The 19,655-nt window shown below is 43.3% G+C and carries 14 protein-coding genes; 9 read left to right on the forward strand and 5 right to left on the reverse strand.

Going from position 1 to position 19,655, the window contains the following annotated elements; genetic code table 11:
* Positions 1-68 precede the first annotated feature (68 nt).
* On the forward strand, positions 69-806 hold the full coding sequence (locus tag HMPREF1150_RS00245) for a hypothetical protein (protein WP_032905846.1): 738 nt from the start codon (positions 69-71) through the stop codon (positions 804-806).
* A gap of 32 nt (positions 807-838) precedes the next feature.
* Here the strand turns inward: HMPREF1150_RS00245 and HMPREF1150_RS00240 are convergent, their stop codons facing one another.
* Positions 839-2,035 carry a cation diffusion facilitator family transporter gene (locus tag HMPREF1150_RS00240; RefSeq protein WP_009660535.1) on the reverse strand — a complete coding sequence of 399 codons (1,197 nt, stop codon included), beginning with the start codon at positions 2,033-2,035 and terminating at the stop codon, positions 839-841.
* A gap of 260 nt (positions 2,036-2,295) precedes the next feature.
* Between HMPREF1150_RS00240 and pcrA the strand changes: the two genes are divergently transcribed.
* From pcrA to HMPREF1150_RS00200, 8 genes are all read left to right on the forward strand, one after another.
* Positions 2,296-4,596 carry a DNA helicase PcrA gene (gene pcrA, locus HMPREF1150_RS00235; protein WP_009660579.1) on the forward strand — a complete coding sequence of 767 codons (2,301 nt, stop codon included), beginning with the start codon at positions 2,296-2,298 and terminating at the stop codon, positions 4,594-4,596.
* Positions 4,593-4,991, forward strand: a complete 399-nt coding sequence (locus HMPREF1150_RS00230; protein ID WP_002906865.1) for an NUDIX pyrophosphatase — start codon at positions 4,593-4,595, stop codon at positions 4,989-4,991. The genes pcrA and HMPREF1150_RS00230 overlap by 4 nt, the downstream gene beginning before the upstream one ends.
* A 98-nt stretch (positions 4,992-5,089) precedes the next feature.
* Positions 5,090-6,370 carry an O-acetylhomoserine aminocarboxypropyltransferase/cysteine synthase family protein gene (locus HMPREF1150_RS00225; RefSeq protein WP_002906864.1) on the forward strand — a complete coding sequence of 427 codons (1,281 nt, stop codon included), beginning with the start codon at positions 5,090-5,092 and terminating at the stop codon, positions 6,368-6,370.
* A gap of 161 nt (positions 6,371-6,531) precedes the next feature.
* A complete protein-coding gene (locus tag HMPREF1150_RS00220; RefSeq protein WP_002906863.1) occupies positions 6,532-7,458 on the forward strand; it encodes a glycosyltransferase family 2 protein in 927 nt (308 codons plus the stop codon).
* Positions 7,455-8,939: a glucosyltransferase domain-containing protein gene (locus HMPREF1150_RS00215; protein WP_009660572.1), complete on the forward strand. Its 1,485-nt coding sequence runs from the start codon at positions 7,455-7,457 to the stop codon at positions 8,937-8,939. The genes HMPREF1150_RS00220 and HMPREF1150_RS00215 overlap by 4 nt, the downstream gene beginning before the upstream one ends.
* Positions 8,940-9,199: 260 nt before the next feature.
* On the forward strand, positions 9,200-10,054 hold the full coding sequence (gene rfbD / locus HMPREF1150_RS00210; protein WP_009660566.1) for a dTDP-4-dehydrorhamnose reductase: 855 nt from the start codon (positions 9,200-9,202) through the stop codon (positions 10,052-10,054).
* A gap of 278 nt (positions 10,055-10,332) precedes the next feature.
* Complete coding sequence (gene tpiA, locus HMPREF1150_RS00205; protein WP_009660567.1) at positions 10,333-11,091, forward strand: triose-phosphate isomerase; 759 nt, start codon at positions 10,333-10,335, stop codon at positions 11,089-11,091.
* Between the two features lie 64 nt (positions 11,092-11,155).
* Positions 11,156-15,028 carry a GBS Bsp-like repeat-containing protein gene (locus HMPREF1150_RS00200; protein WP_009660543.1) on the forward strand — a complete coding sequence of 1,291 codons (3,873 nt, stop codon included), beginning with the start codon at positions 11,156-11,158 and terminating at the stop codon, positions 15,026-15,028.
* 33 nt (positions 15,029-15,061) lie between these two features.
* Here HMPREF1150_RS00200 and HMPREF1150_RS00195 read toward each other — a convergent pair whose 3' ends face one another.
* From HMPREF1150_RS00195 to HMPREF1150_RS00180, 4 genes are read right to left on the reverse strand one after another with little or no spacing between them, the layout of a single operon-like run.
* Positions 15,062-16,297 carry an aminoacyltransferase gene (locus HMPREF1150_RS00195; RefSeq protein ID WP_009660578.1) on the reverse strand — a complete coding sequence of 412 codons (1,236 nt, stop codon included), beginning with the start codon at positions 16,295-16,297 and terminating at the stop codon, positions 15,062-15,064.
* Positions 16,298-16,311: 14 nt separating this feature from the next.
* Positions 16,312-17,526, reverse strand: a complete 1,215-nt coding sequence (locus HMPREF1150_RS00190) for an aminoacyltransferase (RefSeq protein ID WP_009660573.1) — start codon at positions 17,524-17,526, stop codon at positions 16,312-16,314.
* Positions 17,526-18,335: a sugar-phosphatase gene (yidA, locus tag HMPREF1150_RS00185; RefSeq protein ID WP_009660541.1), complete on the reverse strand. Its 810-nt coding sequence runs from the start codon at positions 18,333-18,335 to the stop codon at positions 17,526-17,528. Before yidA ends, HMPREF1150_RS00190 begins: the two co-directional genes overlap by 1 nt.
* Before the next feature lies 1 nt (position 18,336).
* Positions 18,337-19,638, reverse strand: a complete 1,302-nt coding sequence (locus HMPREF1150_RS00180; protein ID WP_002910076.1) for an HD domain-containing protein — start codon at positions 19,636-19,638, stop codon at positions 18,337-18,339.
* Positions 19,639-19,655 lie beyond the last annotated feature (17 nt).

Consider the following 19,655-nt stretch of genomic DNA (forward strand, 5'->3'; position numbering starts at 1 on the left):
AGTAAACATAAAGATACTTGTCCTGATGTGGTATACTAATATCAAAAGATCGCTAAAGGAGAATGCTCTTGAAGTCAAGAAAGAAGAAATTATTATTTTTTGCTATACTGGCTCTAAGTTTTTTGACAGCATGCAGCAGTATAGTTAATAGAGATGGTGAAAAAATATGGATGTCAGATACAGAAATGACTAAGCTTCATAAGAAAGAGCAAAAGCTTGCACTTTATATCATTAATCATTATGAAGATGTTCAAAAAATTGAATTTGATGAATTTTCCAAGGGAAATTTATGGAAAGGGGATTCCGTTAGTCTCATAGTAAATGACACCAGTTATATCCCACATGTTTCTTTGGACTCAAAAGATGAAAACTATAATATAAATAATAACTCTCACACTGATTCGACAGAATTGACTTTTCGTCTGAAAAAGAAAGAGAAGGTCACAAATTTTAAAGATACGGGTGAGACGGATGTTATTTACTCTGGAGAAAATGCTTGGCTGACGACAGAGGAAAAAGTAAAGGTACGCAATCAGGAAGAGGGGCTGGCTTTATTTTTACTGAATCACTATGAAAATGTTGAAAAAATTGAATTTACAAAGATTTCAAGAAAGCCTTTTGGACAGGCAAGATATGTTGCTTTACTTGTTAATGATAAGATAAAGATTTATACCGACCTAGATGATAGCTATGATGACTATCATTTGTCTGACAATCCTGAAAAAGACGGCCTGAAAGCTAAAGAGAATCTAACAAATTTGCAAAGTGTAGATAGCATTACTGTTATTTATTATACGGGGAAATGAAGGATGTGTTGCAAAGAAAAAGCCAGGCTGACTTAATCATCAGACTGGTTTTTTCGTGTCTCTTGGTGAAAGATGTTTTGCCATACTTCGTGGCGGCGCCAGAGGCTGGTATGGATAACACCGTCCATTTCATAGCGGATGAGCTTGGTTTTCTGGCTAATAGAAAGCAGTTCAAAGTTTTTGATAGGTGTTTTTGAGGCTCTTTCTGCCTGAAACTCAGCCTTGTTTAGCTGTCGGCCATCTTGGGAAATATAGAGAAATTCGGCGGACAGAAGCGTATCCAGTTGGCTTCCTTGCTCCACGAGCTGCTCACGCATGAGCAGGTTTGGGTAAAGATTGTCCAACGTCTCATCCTCGGGAATAGGAGCAGGCTCAATATGAATGTCAATATCAAAAACTCCGAAGCGCTCCATAAGCATATCCTCAACCTGGTCCGCAATCTCATGACTTTCAAAAACAGATAAATCTGGGTTCATTTCCAAGATAATATCTAGATAGATATTACTGCCATAGGTCCGGCCGCGCTGGGATTTAACCTGAGTGATTTTAGGAATTTCCAGGATAGCTTGCTTATAGTCTTGGAGCAGACTTTCATCAAATCCGTCGGACAGGCTGAAGGAAGATTCCATAAAGATATCATAGGCCGTCTTGAGAATGAAGAAGGTAATGACAATGGCTGCCAGCTTATCAACGATTGGGAAATTAAAGGTGCTGGCAATGATAGCAACTGAAGTGCCGATAGAAGTGACAGCGTCTGACAAGTTGTCCTTGGCTGCAGCATCCAGAGCCTTGGAGTGAGCTTTTTTAGCCAGTGTTTTATTGTAAAAATAAACAACTAACATAATGATTGCCGAGATGATTCCGACCACGGCACCAACTGGGTCAAGCTTGGTTTCTTGATTGGAGATGATTTTCTGAATGGTCTCAATCAGGACATCAAATCCAACGAAAAACATGATAAAAGATGTGATGAGACTGGCCAAATCTTCTATCTTCCAATGGCCGAAGCGATGGTCACGGTCGGCTGGTTTTCTAGCCATACGCAGGCCAATTAAAACGGCGATATTAGCCACGATATCAGAGACGTTGTTAAAGCCGTCGGCCGTCAGACTGGAGGACTGGAGGGTCGAGCCTGCGATAATCTTGACCGCAGAGAGAATCAGATAGGTAGCGATGGACAGGATGGCTCCTCTCTCCGCTAGTTTCAGATTGTTACTAGGATTTTTCATGACAGCCTTTCTTTCTGAGTGGGGCAGCAGAACGGAAAAGAGACTTGCGAAAAAATGTCATCTCTGGAAAGATATTCTAAGTCTCATATGGGCATATTATAGCAAAAATAGACCTGATTTTCAATTTCCGTCGGGCTTAGGGTGCCTTAGATGACCTTGTCGAAAATCTAATCTAAAATCAGAAATTCCTCTTCTTTCTGGTTTAGCTTCATCAGGATTTTTGTTATAATAGTAGCATTGACTTTGAAAGAGGAAGAAAAATGCATCCTTTATTAAACGGTATGAATGACCGTCAGGCTGAGGCTGTTCAAACAACAGAAGGACCTTTGCTGATTATGGCGGGAGCTGGATCGGGTAAGACCCGTGTCCTGACCCACCGCATCGCCTATTTGATTGATGAGAAGATGGTTAATCCTTGGAATATTCTAGCCATTACCTTTACCAATAAGGCGGCGCGAGAGATGAAAGAGCGGGCATCAGCGCTCAATCCAGCCACCCAAGATTGCTTAATCGCTACCTTTCACTCCATGTGTGTGCGCATCCTGCGACGAGAAGCAGACCATATTGGCTACAACCGCAACTTCACCATCGTTGATCCGGGCGAACAGCGGACTCTGATGAAGCGGATTCTCAAAAATCTCAATCTGGACCCTAAAAAGTGGAACGAGCGCGCCATTCTGGGAACTATTTCCAATGCTAAGAATGACCTGATTGATGAGGTGGCCTATGCAAATCTAGCTGGTGACATGTATACAGAGATTGTGGCCAAATGTTACTCAGCCTATCAAAAGGAATTGCGCCAGTCCGAAGCTATGGACTTTGATGACTTAATCATGCTGACCCTGCGCCTTTTTGATCAAAATCCTGATGTTCTGATCTACTACCAGCAACGTTACCAGTATATCCATGTGGACGAGTATCAGGATACCAACCATGCCCAGTACCAGCTGGTCAAGCTCTTGGCTTCTCGCTTTAAGAATATCTGCGTGGTCGGAGACGCTGACCAGTCTATCTATGGCTGGCGGGGAGCCGATATGCAGAATATCCTGGACTTTGAAAAGGATTATCCTGAAGCTAAGGTAGTCTTGCTTGAGGAAAACTATCGTTCCACCAAAACCATTCTTCAGGCAGCTAATGAAGTCATCCGAAACAACCGCAACCGCCGTCCTAAAAATCTCTGGACTCAAAATGAAGACGGTGAAGAGATTGTCTACTATCGGGCTAATGACGAGCAGGACGAGGCTCTTTTTGTCGCCCGAACTATTGATCAGCTGAGCCGAGAAGGCTACAGTCATAAGGATTTTGCAGTCCTTTACCGGACCAATGCCCAGTCACGTACGGTGGAGGAAGCCTTGCTCAAGTCCAATATTCCCTATACCATGGTTGGTGGCACCAAGTTCTACAGCCGTAAGGAAATACGCGATGTCATTTCTTATCTCAATCTCATCGCCAATCCTAGCGATAATATCAGCTATGAGCGCGTGGTCAATGAGCCTAAGCGTGGTGTCGGACCAGGAACGGTGGAGAAAATTCGGGATTTTGCGTCCAGTCAGGAAATCTCCTTGCTAGATGCGTCGGCCAATATCCTGCTGTCTCCAGTCAAGGGCAAGGCGGCTCAGGCGGTCTATGATTTTGCTAATATGCTTCTGGATTTGAGGGAGCGCTTGGACGACTTTACAGTGACGGAGTTGGTAGAAGCCGTACTGGAAAAGACAGGTTATGCTGCGGCCTTAGCTGCGCAGGCAACCTTGGAGAGCCAAGCTCGGATTGAAAATATTGAAGAATTCCTGTCTGTAACCAAGAATTTTGACGAAAGTCCAGACAATCCTACTGATGAGTCTGGTCTTGATAAGCTCAGCCGTTTTCTCAATGACTTAGCCTTGATCGCAGACACAGATGATGGGGATACGGAGAGTTCCGAAGTGACTCTAATGACCCTCCACGCAGCCAAGGGATTGGAATTTCCGGTCGTCTTTCTGGTTGGTATGGAGGAAAATGTCTTCCCTCTAAGTCGGGCGTCTGAAGATGAGGATGAGTTGGAAGAGGAACGGCGTCTAGCTTACGTTGGCATCACCCGAGCAGAGAAGATTCTCTATCTGACCAATGCTAATTCCCGTATGCTTTATGGTAAAACCAACTATAATCATCCTACACGCTTTTTGAGAGAAATCAGCTCAGACTTGCTAGACTATCAGGGACTGGCTCGACCGTCAAATAGCTCCTTTAAGGTTAGTTATACCAATAGTGATACCAATAGTGATACCAGTCAATTCGGTCAAGGCATGAGTCTGGCCCAGGCCCTGCAAGAACGGAAGCGTCAGGCAGCACCAAGCTCGATTTCTACAGGCAGTCTGCCTTTTGGAAAGAGCGGTCAGAGCCAGCCATCTAAGCCAGAAGTTGCTTGGGCTATCGGAGATATTGCCCACCATAAGAAATGGGGCGATGGGACAGTTCTAGCAGTCTCTGGCAGCGGCAACAGCCAAGAGCTTAAGATTAATTTCCCAGAAGTGGGTCTGAAGAAAGTGCTAGCCAGCATAGCACCGATTGAGAAAAAATCATGATGAAACAGTCGATTGAAGCCTGGATCTATCATCCAGAGGATAGGGAAATCTTGCTCTTGAAAGTGGAGAATGAGAAAGTTTCCTTTTGGCAGCCCATTACTGGTGGGATTGAGAGTGGCGAGAGCCCAGAAGAGGCTTGTCTTCGTGAAATAAAGGAAGAGACCGGCTTGCTCTTAGCTTGTCCAAATTTGACTAGTCTTGGAGATTTTACGGTAAAGATTGATGAAAATCTGTCCATCCACAAAAATCTCTTTCTAGTTCTGACTGAACAGAAAGAAATCCAGATTTCTGATGAGCATGTAGGAGCTCAGTGGGTAGCTTTAGACAAAGTTTCGTCGCAGCTGTACTGGCCCAGCAATCAAGCGACTTTTGAGATTATAAAAGAGAAGCTATAAGATATAGCTTCTCTTTATTTCTTTTGATAAGGAAATTCTATTAGTCAAGCGGGGCGTTTAGTGGTAGACTTATCACATAACTATAGTGAGGTGACCTTATGACACGTGAATTTAAATTTGAAACTCTGCAGCTTCATGCTGGACAGACAGTTGATCCGACAACCAAGTCTCGGGCTCTGCCTATTTACCAGACAACTTCCTATGTGTTTGACGATACTCAGGAGGGAGAAGAACTTTTTGCCCTGCGCAAACCGGGCAATATCTACACTCGGATTACCAATCCGACCCTGTCTGCTTTTGAGGAGCGGATTGCGGCTTTGGAGGGTGGGGTTGGAGCTCTAGCGACAGCTTCTGGTATGGCGGCCCTTACCTATACCGTTCTAGCCTTGGCGCATGCTGGCGACCATGTAATAGCAGCCTCTACCATCTACGGTGGTACCTTTAATCTGCTCAAAGAAACCCTGCCTCGCTATGGCATTACCACGACTTTTGTGGATATTGAAAATCTGGCTGAAGTAGAAGCAGCTATTCAGGACAATACAAAGTTGGTTCTGATTGAAAGTTTGGGCAATCCTTTGATAAATATTCCTGACTTTGATGCTTTGGCAGAGCTGGTTCATGCTCATAAAATTCCGCTGATTTCCGACAATACCTTTGCCACTCCTTATCTGATCAATGTCTTTTCTCATGGAGTGGACATCGCGGTACATTCTGCTACCAAGTTTATCGGTGGTCACGGAACCAGCATTGGCGGTGTGATTGTGGACAGCGGTCGTTTTGACTGGGAAGCTTCTGGCAAGTTTCCGCAGTTCGTGGACCCGGACCCGAGCTATCACGATATCAGTTATACGCGCGATGTCGGAGCAGCAGCCTTTGTTACTGCTGTCCGGACTCAGCTCTTGCGCGATACGGGTGCAGCCATGTCTCCCTTCAATGCTTTTCTCTTCCTGCAGGGGTTGGAAACACTCTCTTTGCGTGTAGAGCGCCATGTGTCCAATGCCGAGAAGATTGTGGAATTCTTAGCAGGGCATCCTAAGGTTGAGAAGGTCAATTATCCCAAGCTTGCTGACAGTCCTTATCATGCTTTGGCAGAAAAATATTTCCCTAAAGGCGTAGGCTCTATCTTCACCTTTAATGTCAAAGGTGGGGAGAAAGAAGCTCGAAAAGTTATTGACAGCCTAGAGATTTTCTCCGATTTGGCCAATGTAGCAGATGCTAAGTCCTTGGTCGTTCATCCAGCTACGACGACTCATGGTCAGATGTCGCCAGAGGCTCAGCTAGCAGCAGGCATTGCACCAAATCAAATCCGACTCTCTATCGGCTTGGAAAATGTAGATGACTTGATAGAGGATTTGAAAATCGCCTTGGAATCTATCTAATTTTCAAGGTCTCTAGACTAAGCAATAAGAATAAAACTAGGTTGGAAATAAGCTGCACCCCAAAAGCTAGATTTTTTGTATCTAACTTTTAGGGTGCAGTGCATTTCGCCTAGTTTTTTGTTATAATAGGATGAAATATATAAAAATAGTAGGAGATTAAAATGACAATTTCGGTGATTGTTCCGTGTTTCAATGAAGAAGAGTCTATTCCTCTGTTTCATGAAGCCATGGAAGCGGTCAAATATCAAATCCGTGACCAGTTTGAATATATTTTTGTCAATGACGGATCGACGGACCGGACCTTGGCTGTTTTGCGAGAGCTCAGCAGTCGCTGTCCTGATGTGCACTATCTGTCTTTTTCTCGTAATTTCGGAAAAGAAGCAGCTCTATATGCTGGTTTGCAAGAGGCGAGTGGGGATTTTGTGACGGTAATGGATGTGGATTTGCAGGATCCGCCAGAGCTCCTGGTTGAGATGAAGGCCATGCTGGACACGAATTCTGAGCTGGATTGTGTGGGTACTCGTCGCACTACTCGCGAGGGAGAGCCGCCTATCCGAAGCTTTTTTGCCAATTTGTTTTACAAGTTGATAAACAAGATTAGTCAGGTAGAGATGGTGGATGGTGCGCGTGACTTCCGACTGATGCGCAGCCAGATGGTAGAAGCTATTCTGGAAGTTTCAGAGTACAATCGCTTCTCCAAGGGAATTTTTGCCTGGGTTGGCTTTAATACCGAGTACTTGGAATACAAAAATGTCGAACGAGTAGCTGGCAAGACCTCTTGGAATTTCTGGTCTCTTTTCAACTATTCTTTGGAAGGCATCGTCAATTTCTCTGATGCGCCGCTCAACATCGCCTTTTTAGGAGGTATCCTGTCTTGGATTTTAGCCTTTATCCTGATGGCAGTGATTATTATTCGCACCTTGGTTTTTGGTGACCCGACATCGGGTTGGCCGTCCCTTATGACTGTCATTCTCCTTATCGGAGGCTTCCAGCTGCTGACCATCGGCATACTGGGTAAATACATTGGTAAAATATTTATGGAAACCAAGCATCGGCCGATTTATGTGATTAAGGAGAAGAGTAAATGATTTTCCAGAAACGTTTTTCTGATTTTAAAAACTATCTTCTTTTAAATAAATCGTCTGCCCTAGTTATTTTTATTATTTATTCAGTAGTCAATATTAATATCGGTTTAGCTGAGTATCCCTATATTGATGATATTGGAAGACAATTACAAGGCTATTCAAAATTCTCTGAACATTATTCAAGATATTTAAGTGAGTATTCCGCTCGTTTAATACAAGGTGGGGATCATCTGACAGAACTAGGCTTGACTTCAAATATTCTGTCAGCTTGTTTTTTAACTTTAGCGAGCTTAATTTTATTGTTTGTCTTATATCCCAATAAAAAGATTTCTTTTATAACAGCATCTGTTTCAACTATTATAGGGATTAATCCGTGGTTTTTAGAGCCATTAAGTTTTAGGTTTGACAATCCTTTTATGACTTTAAGTATATTAGTTTCCATCATTCCATTTATTTTCTGGGATAATAAAAAAATATTTGGAGTTATGTCAGTTGTTGGTATATTCTTAATGTGCAATTCATACCAAGCTTCTTCAGGAGTGTACATTATTGTAACCATGACGCTAGTATTTTTAGAATTATTGCAAGGAAGTTATTTTAAAGAAAAAATTCCTAAAATTTTCATCTCAATGTTGTCATATGTAATTGGTTTGCTTTTATATCGTATACAAATTTTTATAAAGCCACCGATTTTTGCTGATCAAGCTGATATTCCAAAGGGATTAGAGATGATTAAAATAATTGGGGTGAATGCTACAGGATATTTGAACAATATATTTTTTCAAAGTTCAACTATCTGGGTTTTATTAACAATAATTGCTATATTTCTCTTAACTATCAGTGTGATTCGCTTATCCAGAACTAAATTCCTTTTAAACTTTATTTACATGCTGATTTGGCTAAGTTTAGGAAGTGTATTTAGCTATGGAACCTATTTGATTTTGTCTAATCCTTATTATCTTATGAGACCAAGATATGAATATGGTTTCGGAATTTTTTTAGCGATTATCTTAATTGTTAACTTAGAGTACGTTGAAAAGAGTAAAATTCTACGTAGAGGGAAGTCCTTCGTCTCGGGATTATTAGTTTTTTATTTCTTATCTTTCTCTTTTACTTATGTGAGCAGTTTAAAACAACAAAATGAAATGTTCAAAGCGCAGAGCATATTGCTAGCTTCCTCTCTAAACAAGTACATTACACCCGAAAAAACAGTTATTAATGTGAATCGCTTTCTTTCTGATTCGCCAGTATTTAGCAATACAGCTTCTGTTTATCCAATGTTAAAAAGTTTGATTATGCCAAATACGAATGTTTCTTGGGATATGACATTGAGATTTAATAGCATAACGAACTTAAACGTCGATTTCAAATTAATCGATATTGCTAATATAGATTTTAGTAGTGAAAACTATACATTACTTGAAGAAACAAAGTTATATAATATTTATCTTGAAAATAATGAATTATTTGTTATCATGAAGTAGAATCTTTCTAAGAGAGAAATAAAGAAAAGATTCATTTTAATATGATTATGCATTGTTAAAGTTTATACTGTCAATTTGAAATGATGCTAAGTTTTCTGATTATCACTTGCATAATGTTGCATCATTTATATATGGAGTGTAAAAAGTATGAGATTTTTTTCCTAAAAATGACTAGAGGTATGATTCGACCAAGCAGATTTTTTCTGCTTTTTTTGTTATAATAAACTCATTAAATGTTTATGATGTGAAAGGAAAGACAAATGATTTTAATTACAGGTGCGAATGGACAGCTGGGTACAGAGCTTCGCTATCTTTTGGATGAGCGCAATGAGGAGTATGTGGCTGTTGATGTGGCGGAAATGGATATTACCAATGCCCAAATGGTGGACAAGGTCTTTGCGGAAGTCAAGCCAAGCTTGGTTTATCACTGCGCAGCTTATACTGCTGTTGATGCGGCTGAGGACGAAGGAAAAGAGCTGGACTATGCCATCAATGTGACCGGGACCGAAAATGTTGCAAAAGCAGCAGAAGCACATGGAGCAACCTTGGTCTACATCTCAACAGACTATGTCTTTGACGGACAAAAACCTGTCGGAGAGGAATGGGAAGTAGATGACCGGCCGGATCCGCAGACGGAGTATGGCCGTACCAAGCGCATGGGTGAGGAGCTGGTTGAGAAATATTCTAGCCGTTTCTACATTATCCGTACTGCCTGGGTCTTTGGTAACTACGGTAAAAACTTTGTCTTTACCATGCAAAATCTTGCTAAGACACATAAAACTCTGACTGTAGTCAATGACCAGCATGGTCGTCCGACTTGGACTCGTACGCTGGCTGAATTTATGACTCATCTGGCTGAAAACCAAAAGGAATTTGGTTATTACCATCTGTCTAATGATGCGGCTGAGGACACCACTTGGTATGACTTTGCAGTGGAAATTCTCAAAGATACAGATGTGGAAGTCCAGCCGGTTGATTCCAGCAAATTCCCGGCCAAGGCTAAGCGGCCTTTCAACTCAACTATGAGCCTGGCCAAGGCTAAGGCTACAGGCTTTGTCATTCCGACTTGGCAGGATGCCTTAAAAGAGTTTTACAAGCAAGAGAAGAAACAGTGATTTTCTTTGATGTTTATAACAGCGACAGAACTTAGTCTCAGACTAGGTTCTGTTTTTTTCTAGCAGACTAAAGAAACGATTTTCAGGCGCGTGCTCTGGTGGAGAAAGATTTGGCTTGAAGATGAGGATGGGAAATGATAATGAGAAAAATTTTCCACAGATGTTATCCCCTTAAAATAAAGATGTTTCAATTTGATGAAATTCTGTGGATAACCTTTATTATTTCATTCAACTGTGTTACAATGTTACTATAAATAAAATAGAAGAGGTGTGTGAATATGTCACGTAAACCATTTATTGCTGGTAACTGGAAAATGAACAAAAATCCTGAAGAAGCAAAGGCTTTTGTAGAAGCAGTTGCTGCTAAGCTACCTTCTTCAGATTTGGTAGAAGCTGGTATCGCTGCTCCAGCAATTGATTTGACGACTGTTTTGGCAGCAGCTAAAGGAAGCAATCTTAAGGTAGCAGCGCAAAATGCTTACTTTGAAGATGCAGGTGCCTTCACTGGTGAAAACAGCCCTAAAGTTCTTGCAGAAGTTGGAGTTGACTACATTGTTATCGGTCACTCAGAACGCCGCGATTATTTCCATGAAACAGACCAAGACATCAACAAAAAAGCGCACGCTATCTTCCGTAATGGTCTGGTGCCAATCATCTGCTGTGGTGAATCGCTTGAAACTTACGAAGCTGGTAAAGCAGTAGAATTCGTTGGTGCTCAAGTATCAGCTGCTTTGAAAGGCTTGACTGCTGAGCAAGTTGCATCATTGGTTATCGCTTATGAGCCAATCTGGGCTATCGGTACTGGTAAGTCAGCAACTCAAGACGACGCTCAAAAGATGTGTAAAGCAGTTCGTGATGTTGTAGCAGCTGACTTTGGTCAAGAAGTAGCGGACAAGGTTCGTGTTCAGTACGGTGGTTCTGTTAAACCTGAAAATGTTGCGTCTTACATGGCTTGTCCAGATGTTGACGGTGCTCTTGTTGGTGGTGCATCACTTGAAGCTGAGAGCTTCTTGGCATTGCTTGATTTTGTAAAATAAAAAATGTTGAAAAAAGACTTGTCTTCCCAAAGGTGACAAGTTTTTTAAAAGTTGGAGAGAAAAGTTGAAATCGAAAGAATTAGTTTATTTAGCGAGTACGGCTATTTTGCTGGCAGCGACTGCCAATGTTGCAAAAGCCGAGGAACATACTATCGCTGAGTCAGAAGTTTTAAAAACAGAAAGGTCTGTTAGTTCCCAGAATCAGACAGTCAATGCGGCCGCATCACAAACGTCTAATCAGCCGACTGTAGCAGTATCATCTGCAGAACAGTCAGTTCAAGCTGTTAAGCAAGAGGAGGAAGCAACGAACGCTACAGGAACAGCTATTGAGTCTGGAGGAGCAGCTCAATCAGTTCCTGTAGAAACTCAGGTAGCTTCTGCTAAGCCAGAAGGGCAAAGTCAGCTAGATGCAAATGCTTCTAATCAGAATGAAACTGCAGCTTATCAGTCAGCAAAAGCAAGTTCTTCTGTTGGAGATTCTGCTATTGCCTCAGAGCCCAAGGCTAGTCCTGCAGTAGTATCAGCACCAAAAGCTAATAATGCTGGAAAAACTGTATTTTATAATGCTGGGTCAAAGGCTCAGGCAGCCCGCGGGAATTCCCAAGCAGAGATTAAAGGTACTTCCTTTGTAGATGTCAGCAGCCACAATGGCCATATCAGCGTAGACGACTATCGTAAATTAGCCCAGCAAGGGGTTGGCGGTGTCGTTGTCAAACTGACTGAAGGAACCCATTACGCCAATCCATTTGCTGAGTCTCAAGTGAGAAATGCTCAGGGAGCTGGTTTACAAGTATCGACCTATGCCTTCTCGCACTATACCAGTGATGAAGAAGCGAGAGCAGAAGCTCGTTATTACGCTGCCTTTGCTAATAGACTAGGTTTGCCTAAAAACACAGTCATGGTCAACGACATGGAAGATCCCAAAATGCAAAATGGGATTAACCAGCATACCCAGGCTTGGGCGGATGAGATGCGCAGACTGGGTTATTCCAACCTGATGTATTATACCAGTGCCAGCTGGCTGGATCAAAATAATCTTCGCAGCAAGGGACCTGTCAATACATCGCAATTTGGCTATAGCAATTTCTGGGTGGCTCAGTATCCGTCTTCTAATTTAAATCTTGATGGAGCTAAATCTCTCAAATACAACAGTGGCGCTGGAGCATGGCAGTTTACAGCTCAGGCTCAGCTTTTAGCTGGCAAACATGTATTTGACCATAGCGTTGACTATTCCGGAAGATTTACCCAGCAGTCTGCTCTTGCTAAGCAGCCTTTGAAGGGTAACATCAGTATTCAGAATAAGAATAATGTCAACGGCAGCTTTGATGTTGTGATTTCAAACGTTTCTGCTCCTTATGGAGTGTCTGTCGTTAGTGTTCCGGTTTGGTCTGAAGCTAATGGTCAAGACGATATTATCTGGTACACAGCCACTCAGCAGGCTAATGGTACTTATAAAGTTTCTGTTGATTCTAGCAGACATAAGGATTCAGTTGGCAAGTACATTGTCCATCTCTACTATGTCCGCAACGACGGTCAATTAGTCGGTGTTGGTGGTACTACAACCAATGTATCTGTCATCAAGCCACAGGGCAAAATCAGCATTCAGAATCGCAACAGCGAAACTGGTGATTTCGATATTGTAGTTTCAGGTATCTCATCTCCGGGTGGTCTTAAGACTGTCTCTCTGCCAACTTGGTCAGAGGCCAACGGCCAAGATGATATCAAATGGTATACTGCTGAACGTCAGGCTGACGGCACCTATCGTAAGCGAGTACGTATAAGCGATCACAATAATGTGCAAGGCGAGTACAATGTGCATCTCTACTATGTGCAAAATGACGGTCGCTTGGTTGGTGTAAGCGGCACTAAAACGACCGTTTCTCTTGGAAAACCTAAGGGCACCATCAGTATTCAAAATCGAAATAAAGAAACCGGCGATTTTGATATTGTGGTTTCAGGTATTTCATCTCCGGGCGGTCTGAAGGAAGTTTCCCTGCCAACTTGGTCTGAGGCTAACGGCCAAGATGATATCAAGTGGTACAACGCTGAGCGTCAAGCTGATGGCACCTATCGTAAGCGTGTCCGTCTGAGCGATCACAAAAATGTTGAGGGTGAGTACAATGTGCATCTCTACTATGTGCAAAATGATGGCAGCTTGGTAGGTGTAAATGGCACTAAAACGACTATTTCTATAGAAAAACCAAAAGTTCAAGGCAAAATCAGTATTCAGAATCGCAATAGCGAAACTGGCGATTTTGATATTGTGGTTTCAGATATCGTATCGCCAGGCGGTATCAAGACTGTTTCCCTACCAACTTGGTCAGAGGCCAATGGTCAAGATGATATTAAGTGGTACAATGCAGAACGTCAGCCGGATGGTACCTATCGTAAGCGAGTCCGTGTGAGTGATCACAAAAATGTTGAGGGCGAGTACAATATTCATCTCTACTATGTGCAAAATGATGGCAATCTGGTTGGTGCTGGTGGCATCAAGACTAATGTTTCTCTAGGCAAGCCAAAGGGCAACATAAGTATTCAAAATAAGAATAATGTCAACGGCAGTTTTGATGTTGTGATTTCGAACGTTTCTGCCCCTTATGATGTGTCTGCTGTCAGTGTTCCGGTTTGGTCTGAAGCTAACGGTCAAGACGATATTATCTGGTATACAGCTACTCAGCAGGCTAATGGTACCTATAAAGTTACTGTTGAATCTAGTAAACATAAAGACTCAGTTGGTAAGTATCATATCCATCTTTACTATGTCCGTAACGACGGGCAGTTAGTCGGTGTTGGTGGTACTACAACCAATGTGTCAGCAGTTAAACCACAGGGCAAAATCAGTATCCAAAATCGTAACAGCGAAAATGGCGATTTTGATATTGTGGTTTCAGATATTGTATCGCCAGGCGGTCTCAAGAATGTTTCCCTACCAACCTGGTCAGAGGCCAACGGTCAGGATGATATCAAGTGGTACAACGCGGAACGTCAGCCGGATGGTACCTATCGTAAGCGAGTTCGTGCGAGCGACCATAACAACGTTCAGGGCGAATATAATGTACATCTCTACTATGTGCAAAATGATGGCAAGCTAGTAGGAGCAGGTGGCATCAAGACCAATGTTTCTATCAGTAAGCCGCAGGGTAAAATCAGTATTCAAAATAAGAATAACGATACTGGAGAGTTTGACATTGTAGTATCAGGTATTGTGGCACCAGAAGGTCTCAAGACAGTTTACCTGCCGACTTGGTCAGAAGCGAATGGTCAAGATGATATCCAATGGTACGCAGCGGATCGTCAGGCTGATGGCACTTATCGTAAGCATGTATATGCGCGTGACCATAAGAATAATGCAGGCGAATACAATGTTCACTTGTATTACTTAAATAATCAAAATCAGCTGCAGGGAGCTGGCGGAGAAAAGACCTCTATCTCTGTAAACCGTCCTCAGGCAGCTAGTCAGCGAGACCGTGTTCTTGCGGCGGCAGCTGCTATGGTAGGTGTCAGGGGAGGCAGTGCTGAGCATCAGCGCTTGGTCAACGATTATAATAGTGTCAGACCGCTGCCAGTTGGTTATGCTGTGAAAAACACAGATGACTGGTGCGACATTTTCACGACGGTTATTTTCCAAAGAGAGGGCTTGAGCGATCTTATCGGCCGCGAGTGCGGTGTTGAGCGCCATATTCATATTTTCCAAAGACTAGGTATCTGGAATGAAGATGGTAATTCGACTCCTAGCGCAGGCGATATCATCACCTTTAACTGGGATAAAGATACCCAGCAAAACGATGGCTGGGCTGATCATATCGGTATTGTCGAAAAAGTTGAAAATGGCATCATTCACACGATTGAAGGCAACAGCAATAACGTAGTTAAACGCAACACTTACCGAATCGGTCACGGAAATATCCGTGGTTTTGCGACACCTCGTTATAGATAAACATACAAAAAAACCAAGGGAAACCTTGGTTTTTTAACGTCTTAGAATTTTCTTTATGAGCTGAAGCAGCTTAAACTTGAGAGGGTTAGGGTAGTAGCGGAAAGTTCCCATTTTTCGGATGATGAAGCCGTTGAAGTTCTGCTTGAAGCGCAGAACACCGTCAGAACCGTCGAAAATTCCCATAATGCCGAGGAAATTATAAAATGGAATGCCTCTCTTGATGCTTTCGGTCATAACGTATTCCTGCAGCAGGGCTGGAGCGTAGAATTTATTAAACTCAGGATAGGAGCCGCTGAAGAGATAGGTTGCTTCCTGGGGGGTATAGATAAAGAGGCTGGCAGCCAGGATTTGGTCTTGGTCGCCGTACTTATCAATTAGTTCTTGGGCTTCAGTTTTGCGGGTTTCAAAGCTGTCAAACTGGCTGGAAAGCTCTCGCAGCTGATTTTGCTTCTTTTCAGATTGAGGATTTTTTTCCAAGTCAGCCTGCAGTTTCTGGATTTTTTGGCCCAGTTTCTCTTGGTCTTTTTGTAAGTTCTTAAGATAGTCCTTGAAGTTGAGACTGGCTGTCATAAAGTCCGCCTGCTGACCAAAGCTATCATAAAAATCTTGATAGTAGTCTAGTGGCTTGTCATCATATTCCCGCCGGTCAGAAGTAGCAGCTGTGATGTCTTTGAAAATGCTGAGTTGGTCACGTTCCAGCCTTTTTAGCTTGATACCAAAGGTATTCGCCTTTTTGACAGTCGCCTTACCATTTTTACTGAAGGATTTGAGCAGGTCTTTCTCCGTCAGACCAGCTAAGTCTTTGACATAATGCCAATCAGGCTCCCCGCCTGGATAGCCCGTCTGTAAACCGTCAAAGTCAAAGCCCAAGTCAGTCAGTTGCTGGATAAGCTCGACTTTTTCATCAGATGTGGGCTGGCCATTGCTGTCAAAGGTCTGATAAGTCTCGTAGGGCTTGATGATGAGCTCTAGAGCGCCTTCTTTTTTAGCGTAAGCCTGCAAAGATTGATAGAAGGGAGTCAAGTATTGAGCATCGGTAGAGACAGGGCCGCAGTTGATTTCCATATGGAGGCCGCCAGTCATCGGCATACTGTAGAGGACAGCAGACACCACTACCTGTCCCTGTGGGTCAGTGTAGCCAACATACTGGGTACTGAAGCCACGCTTGCTCAGCAGCTCTGCCATTTCTACGGTCTGCATGAAAGAGCGTTGGGAGCTAGCTGAGGTATGCTGGATGAATTCTTCTTGGCTGAGAAGTTTAAAGGTCATAGGCTTCCTTTCTGTTAATGCTTGCTGCGCAGTTTCTTTCTGAGTGTGTAGGCCAGATTAGAGAGGTGGTAGAGGGGATTAGTTGGCAGGTTGAACTCACCAGCGAATTCCTCAATGGTCGGATTGAACTTGGATTTAAAGCTATAGAGACCACCCTTGAGATCGTTTTCGATTCCGCCCATATTTTGCCAATCCGCTCCACGCTCAAAAGCATGTTTGGCCGTTTCGTACCAAGTGATAATGGCTGGCTGGTAACGGCGGTATTCCTCGTCCATTCCGGCATAGATATTTTCAGAGGTTTTGCCGTATTCCAAGACCAGTGTGCCAGACAGGGGAACGACAGTAGCACCTTGACTGATTTTGTCCTGCAAAAAATCAATCTCTTCTTGGAGGCGTTTCTGTTCTTGCTGGTTATTCTCAATCTTGCCAGGCTTGGTTTTCTCGGTAAATTTCTCTGCTTCCTTGAGTGTCTTGGTCAGCTGAGTCTGCAAGTCTTCCAATCGTGCCTTTAGATCAATGCTGGATAATGTGATGTAGGAGTGCTCAGGATAAGTATCCAAGAGTTTTTGATAATAGTCTTTGCCGCGTAGGTGGATGTTTTTTCTATTTTCTGTTTTCTTCATCATGGCTGAAAAGTCATCTAGTAATTCTGCTCCGCCAAATTGGATTTGAATGCCTTTGTTACGGGCTGTACGAATAGCCTGGCGGGTACTCTTAGAAAGCAGCTCCTCGCTGAAATCTTCTTTATGGATATTGGCCTGCAAGCGAGGCTGGATGGTTTCATCTAGAGACTCAGTCCGTCCGACCCAGACAGCTCCAGCTTGCTGCAACTGTTGAATCAGCTCAACAGTCTTTGTATTATCTTGCAATTCAGCACCCATCTTGCTTTCTGCCAGAAAGAGGCTAGGGTCAAACTTGATAAAGAGCGCTTTTTTCTCCTTGGCAAATTTCTTGAGCGACGCCAAAACAAAGGTCAGCAGCTCCTTGTCACCATAGTCCATGATGGGACCGCGCGGAATATAAAGCATGGTCATCCCAAGAGGCAGGGGTTTGATCAGGACACTAGCTGCAGCAACCAAGTGGTCATCTTTATAGAAGCCTAAGCGCTCATTGGCCCAGTTATCCTTGATCTGAGCCCAGGCTGAACTCTGAAGGAGGTTGGCCTGCGGATGAGCCGTGACAAAATCGTCGTGTTCCTGAGCTGAAATTCCAATTTTGTATCTAAACATTAGTTTAATACCCACTCTCTAATAGCGTGTGCTACGCCGGATTCGTCGTTTGATTTGGTGATATATTTGGCGATTTTCTTGAGTTCTTCCTTGCCGTTTTCCATGACAACAGGAGAGCCAACAGCTTCCAGCATGGCGCGGTCGTTTTCTTCATCACCGATAGCCATAGTCTGCTCCTTGCTTAAGCCAAGTTTTTCAGCCAGATGAAGGATAGCAGCCCCTTTATTGACAGTCTTTTTGACAATTTCCAGATAGAAAGGAGCTGATTTAACCAGTGTATATTTTTCAGCTAATTCCGGTGGCAGCTTAGCAATGGCCGCATCCAAAATTTCCGGCTCATCAATATACATGCACTTGACGATTTCTTTATTGGTCATTTCTTCAGGTGTGCGGTAGAAGATAGGCATGCTGACCAGATTGGACTCGTAAACAGTGTACTTGCCGATGTTGCGATTGGCTGTATAAATGCCGTCCTTGGTGATGGCATGCATGTGGACACCTAATTTTCGCCCGAGCAGTTCGATATCCAGATAGTCGTCATAGGTCAGTGTTTCTTTGATTAATTCTTGACCTGTGACAGTATCCTGCACCAGTCCGCCGTTGAAGGTAACGACATAGTTGCCTGGCTGATTAAGATCTAGCTCCTCGAGAAGCTTTTGAACACCAGCAATAGGACGGCCGGTTGCAATAACGATTTTGATACCAGCAGCTTTGGCATCCTGAACAGCGCTGAAGACTTCAGGAGTGATTTCTTTTTGGTTATTTAAAAGGGTACCGTCAATGTCGACGGCAACTAATTTGATAGACATATTATTCTCCGTAGGTAAATTGGTCGTTTTTGATATAGTGCATAAAGGTCTGGTTTTTTTCGCTGAAAAGTCCGGTCTCTGCTAGCATTTCCTTGGGGAAGTAGAAGCGATTATCGCCTTGTCTGGTCCCGGCTAGCGAATGAACGATAGGAGATAGGCTGGACAGTTCTGCTAGGCTGCCATCTTTTTGCAGAATTTCAATCTGGGTCCGGGGTTTTTCAACGTCAGGCCGGTAGAAATCATAAGGTAAATCAAAATTACGATGGATAGCAGTATAGTAATCAGGGTCGAAACCAACCTGTCCAACTAGGTCTCGCATGATATCCAAATGCGCTTCGTTTTCCTGAGAGAAGACGATAGACTTAAAGACCTTGCGGTTGATAAAACGCTGAGCCAGGTCAGATAAAATCTTGTCTGGACTAGTCATCCAGACTTGGAAATAGGTATTCATAACACCATCATCCAAGGCCAGATAATCCTGCAGGGTCACTCTGTTTTCAAAGAATGGAATGAGATTGGGCGATGACAGCGCAAAATAATCTTTCTGAGCCGGATAGAGATACTTGGCCCGCTTGAGCAGATTTTGCAGCAGAACTTCCATAGCACGGCTGGCCGGGTGGAAATAGACCTGCATGTACATCTGGTAGCGGCTGACTACATAGTCCTCTACCGCATGCATGCCATTGCGCTTGAAGGCGATGCCGTTCTCTACAGGACAAATCACTCGTAAAATTCTGGTTAAGTCAAATTGTCCATAGGAAGCGCCGGTGAAAAAGGAGTCTCGTAAGAGATAGTCCATTCGATCCACATCAATTTGGCTGGAAATCAGCTGAACCACCTGCTTATTGGGATAGGTATGGTTGATGACGCTAGCTACCTTTTCTGGGAAATCTGGTGAAACCTGAACCAGTACCTGATGAATCTCTGTCTCTGGGCTGGTGATGATTTGCCGCGTAATATCCTCGTGATTGGTATCAAAAAGGCGCTCGAAAGTATGTGAATAAGCTCCGTGTCCCAAGTCATGCAGGAGAGCAGCTGTCATGGTCAGCAGACTTTCATGGCTGTCCCAGTTGGCTTGGTATTTTTCATTAAAAATCTTGGTGATGCGCCGGGCAATCTCGTAAGCTCCCAGACAATGCGAAAAACGGCTGTGCTCCCCGCCGTGGAAAGTATAGCCGGAGGTACCCAGCTGTTTGATGCGGCGCAGCCGTTGAAATTCTTTAGTATTGATTAAATCATAGATAACCTGATGGTCCACATGAACATAATTATGAACCGGGTCCCGAAATACTTTTTCAATCATGTTATCATTATACCACA

The sequence above is a fragment of the Streptococcus sp. AS14 genome, assembly GCF_000286495.1.
Classification (GTDB): Bacteria; Bacillota; Bacilli; order Lactobacillales; family Streptococcaceae; genus Streptococcus; species Streptococcus sanguinis_P.

Excerpts from the sequence above, each read along its gene's own strand:
- HMPREF1150_RS00240 (WP_009660535.1), bottom strand. The coding sequence starts at position 2,035 with ATGAAAAATCCTAGTAACAATCTGAAACTAGCGGAGAGAGGAGCCATC.
- pcrA (WP_009660579.1), top strand. The coding sequence starts at position 2,296 with ATGCATCCTTTATTAAACGGTATGAATGACCGTCAGGCTGAGGCTGTT.
- HMPREF1150_RS00230 (WP_002906865.1), top strand. The coding sequence starts at position 4,593 with ATGATGAAACAGTCGATTGAAGCCTGGATCTATCATCCAGAGGATAGG.
- HMPREF1150_RS00225 (WP_002906864.1), top strand. The coding sequence starts at position 5,090 with ATGACACGTGAATTTAAATTTGAAACTCTGCAGCTTCATGCTGGACAG.
- HMPREF1150_RS00220 (WP_002906863.1), top strand. The coding sequence starts at position 6,532 with ATGACAATTTCGGTGATTGTTCCGTGTTTCAATGAAGAAGAGTCTATT.
- HMPREF1150_RS00215 (WP_009660572.1), top strand. The coding sequence starts at position 7,455 with ATGATTTTCCAGAAACGTTTTTCTGATTTTAAAAACTATCTTCTTTTA.
- rfbD (WP_009660566.1), top strand. The coding sequence starts at position 9,200 with ATGATTTTAATTACAGGTGCGAATGGACAGCTGGGTACAGAGCTTCGC.
- tpiA (WP_009660567.1), top strand. The coding sequence starts at position 10,333 with ATGTCACGTAAACCATTTATTGCTGGTAACTGGAAAATGAACAAAAAT.
- HMPREF1150_RS00195 (WP_009660578.1), bottom strand. The coding sequence starts at position 16,297 with ATGACCTTTAAACTTCTCAGCCAAGAAGAATTCATCCAGCATACCTCA.
- HMPREF1150_RS00190 (WP_009660573.1), bottom strand. The coding sequence starts at position 17,526 with ATGTTTAGATACAAAATTGGAATTTCAGCTCAGGAACACGACGATTTT.
- yidA (WP_009660541.1), bottom strand. The coding sequence starts at position 18,335 with ATGTCTATCAAATTAGTTGCCGTCGACATTGACGGTACCCTTTTAAAT.
- HMPREF1150_RS00180 (WP_002910076.1), bottom strand. The coding sequence starts at position 19,638 with ATGATTGAAAAAGTATTTCGGGACCCGGTTCATAATTATGTTCATGTG.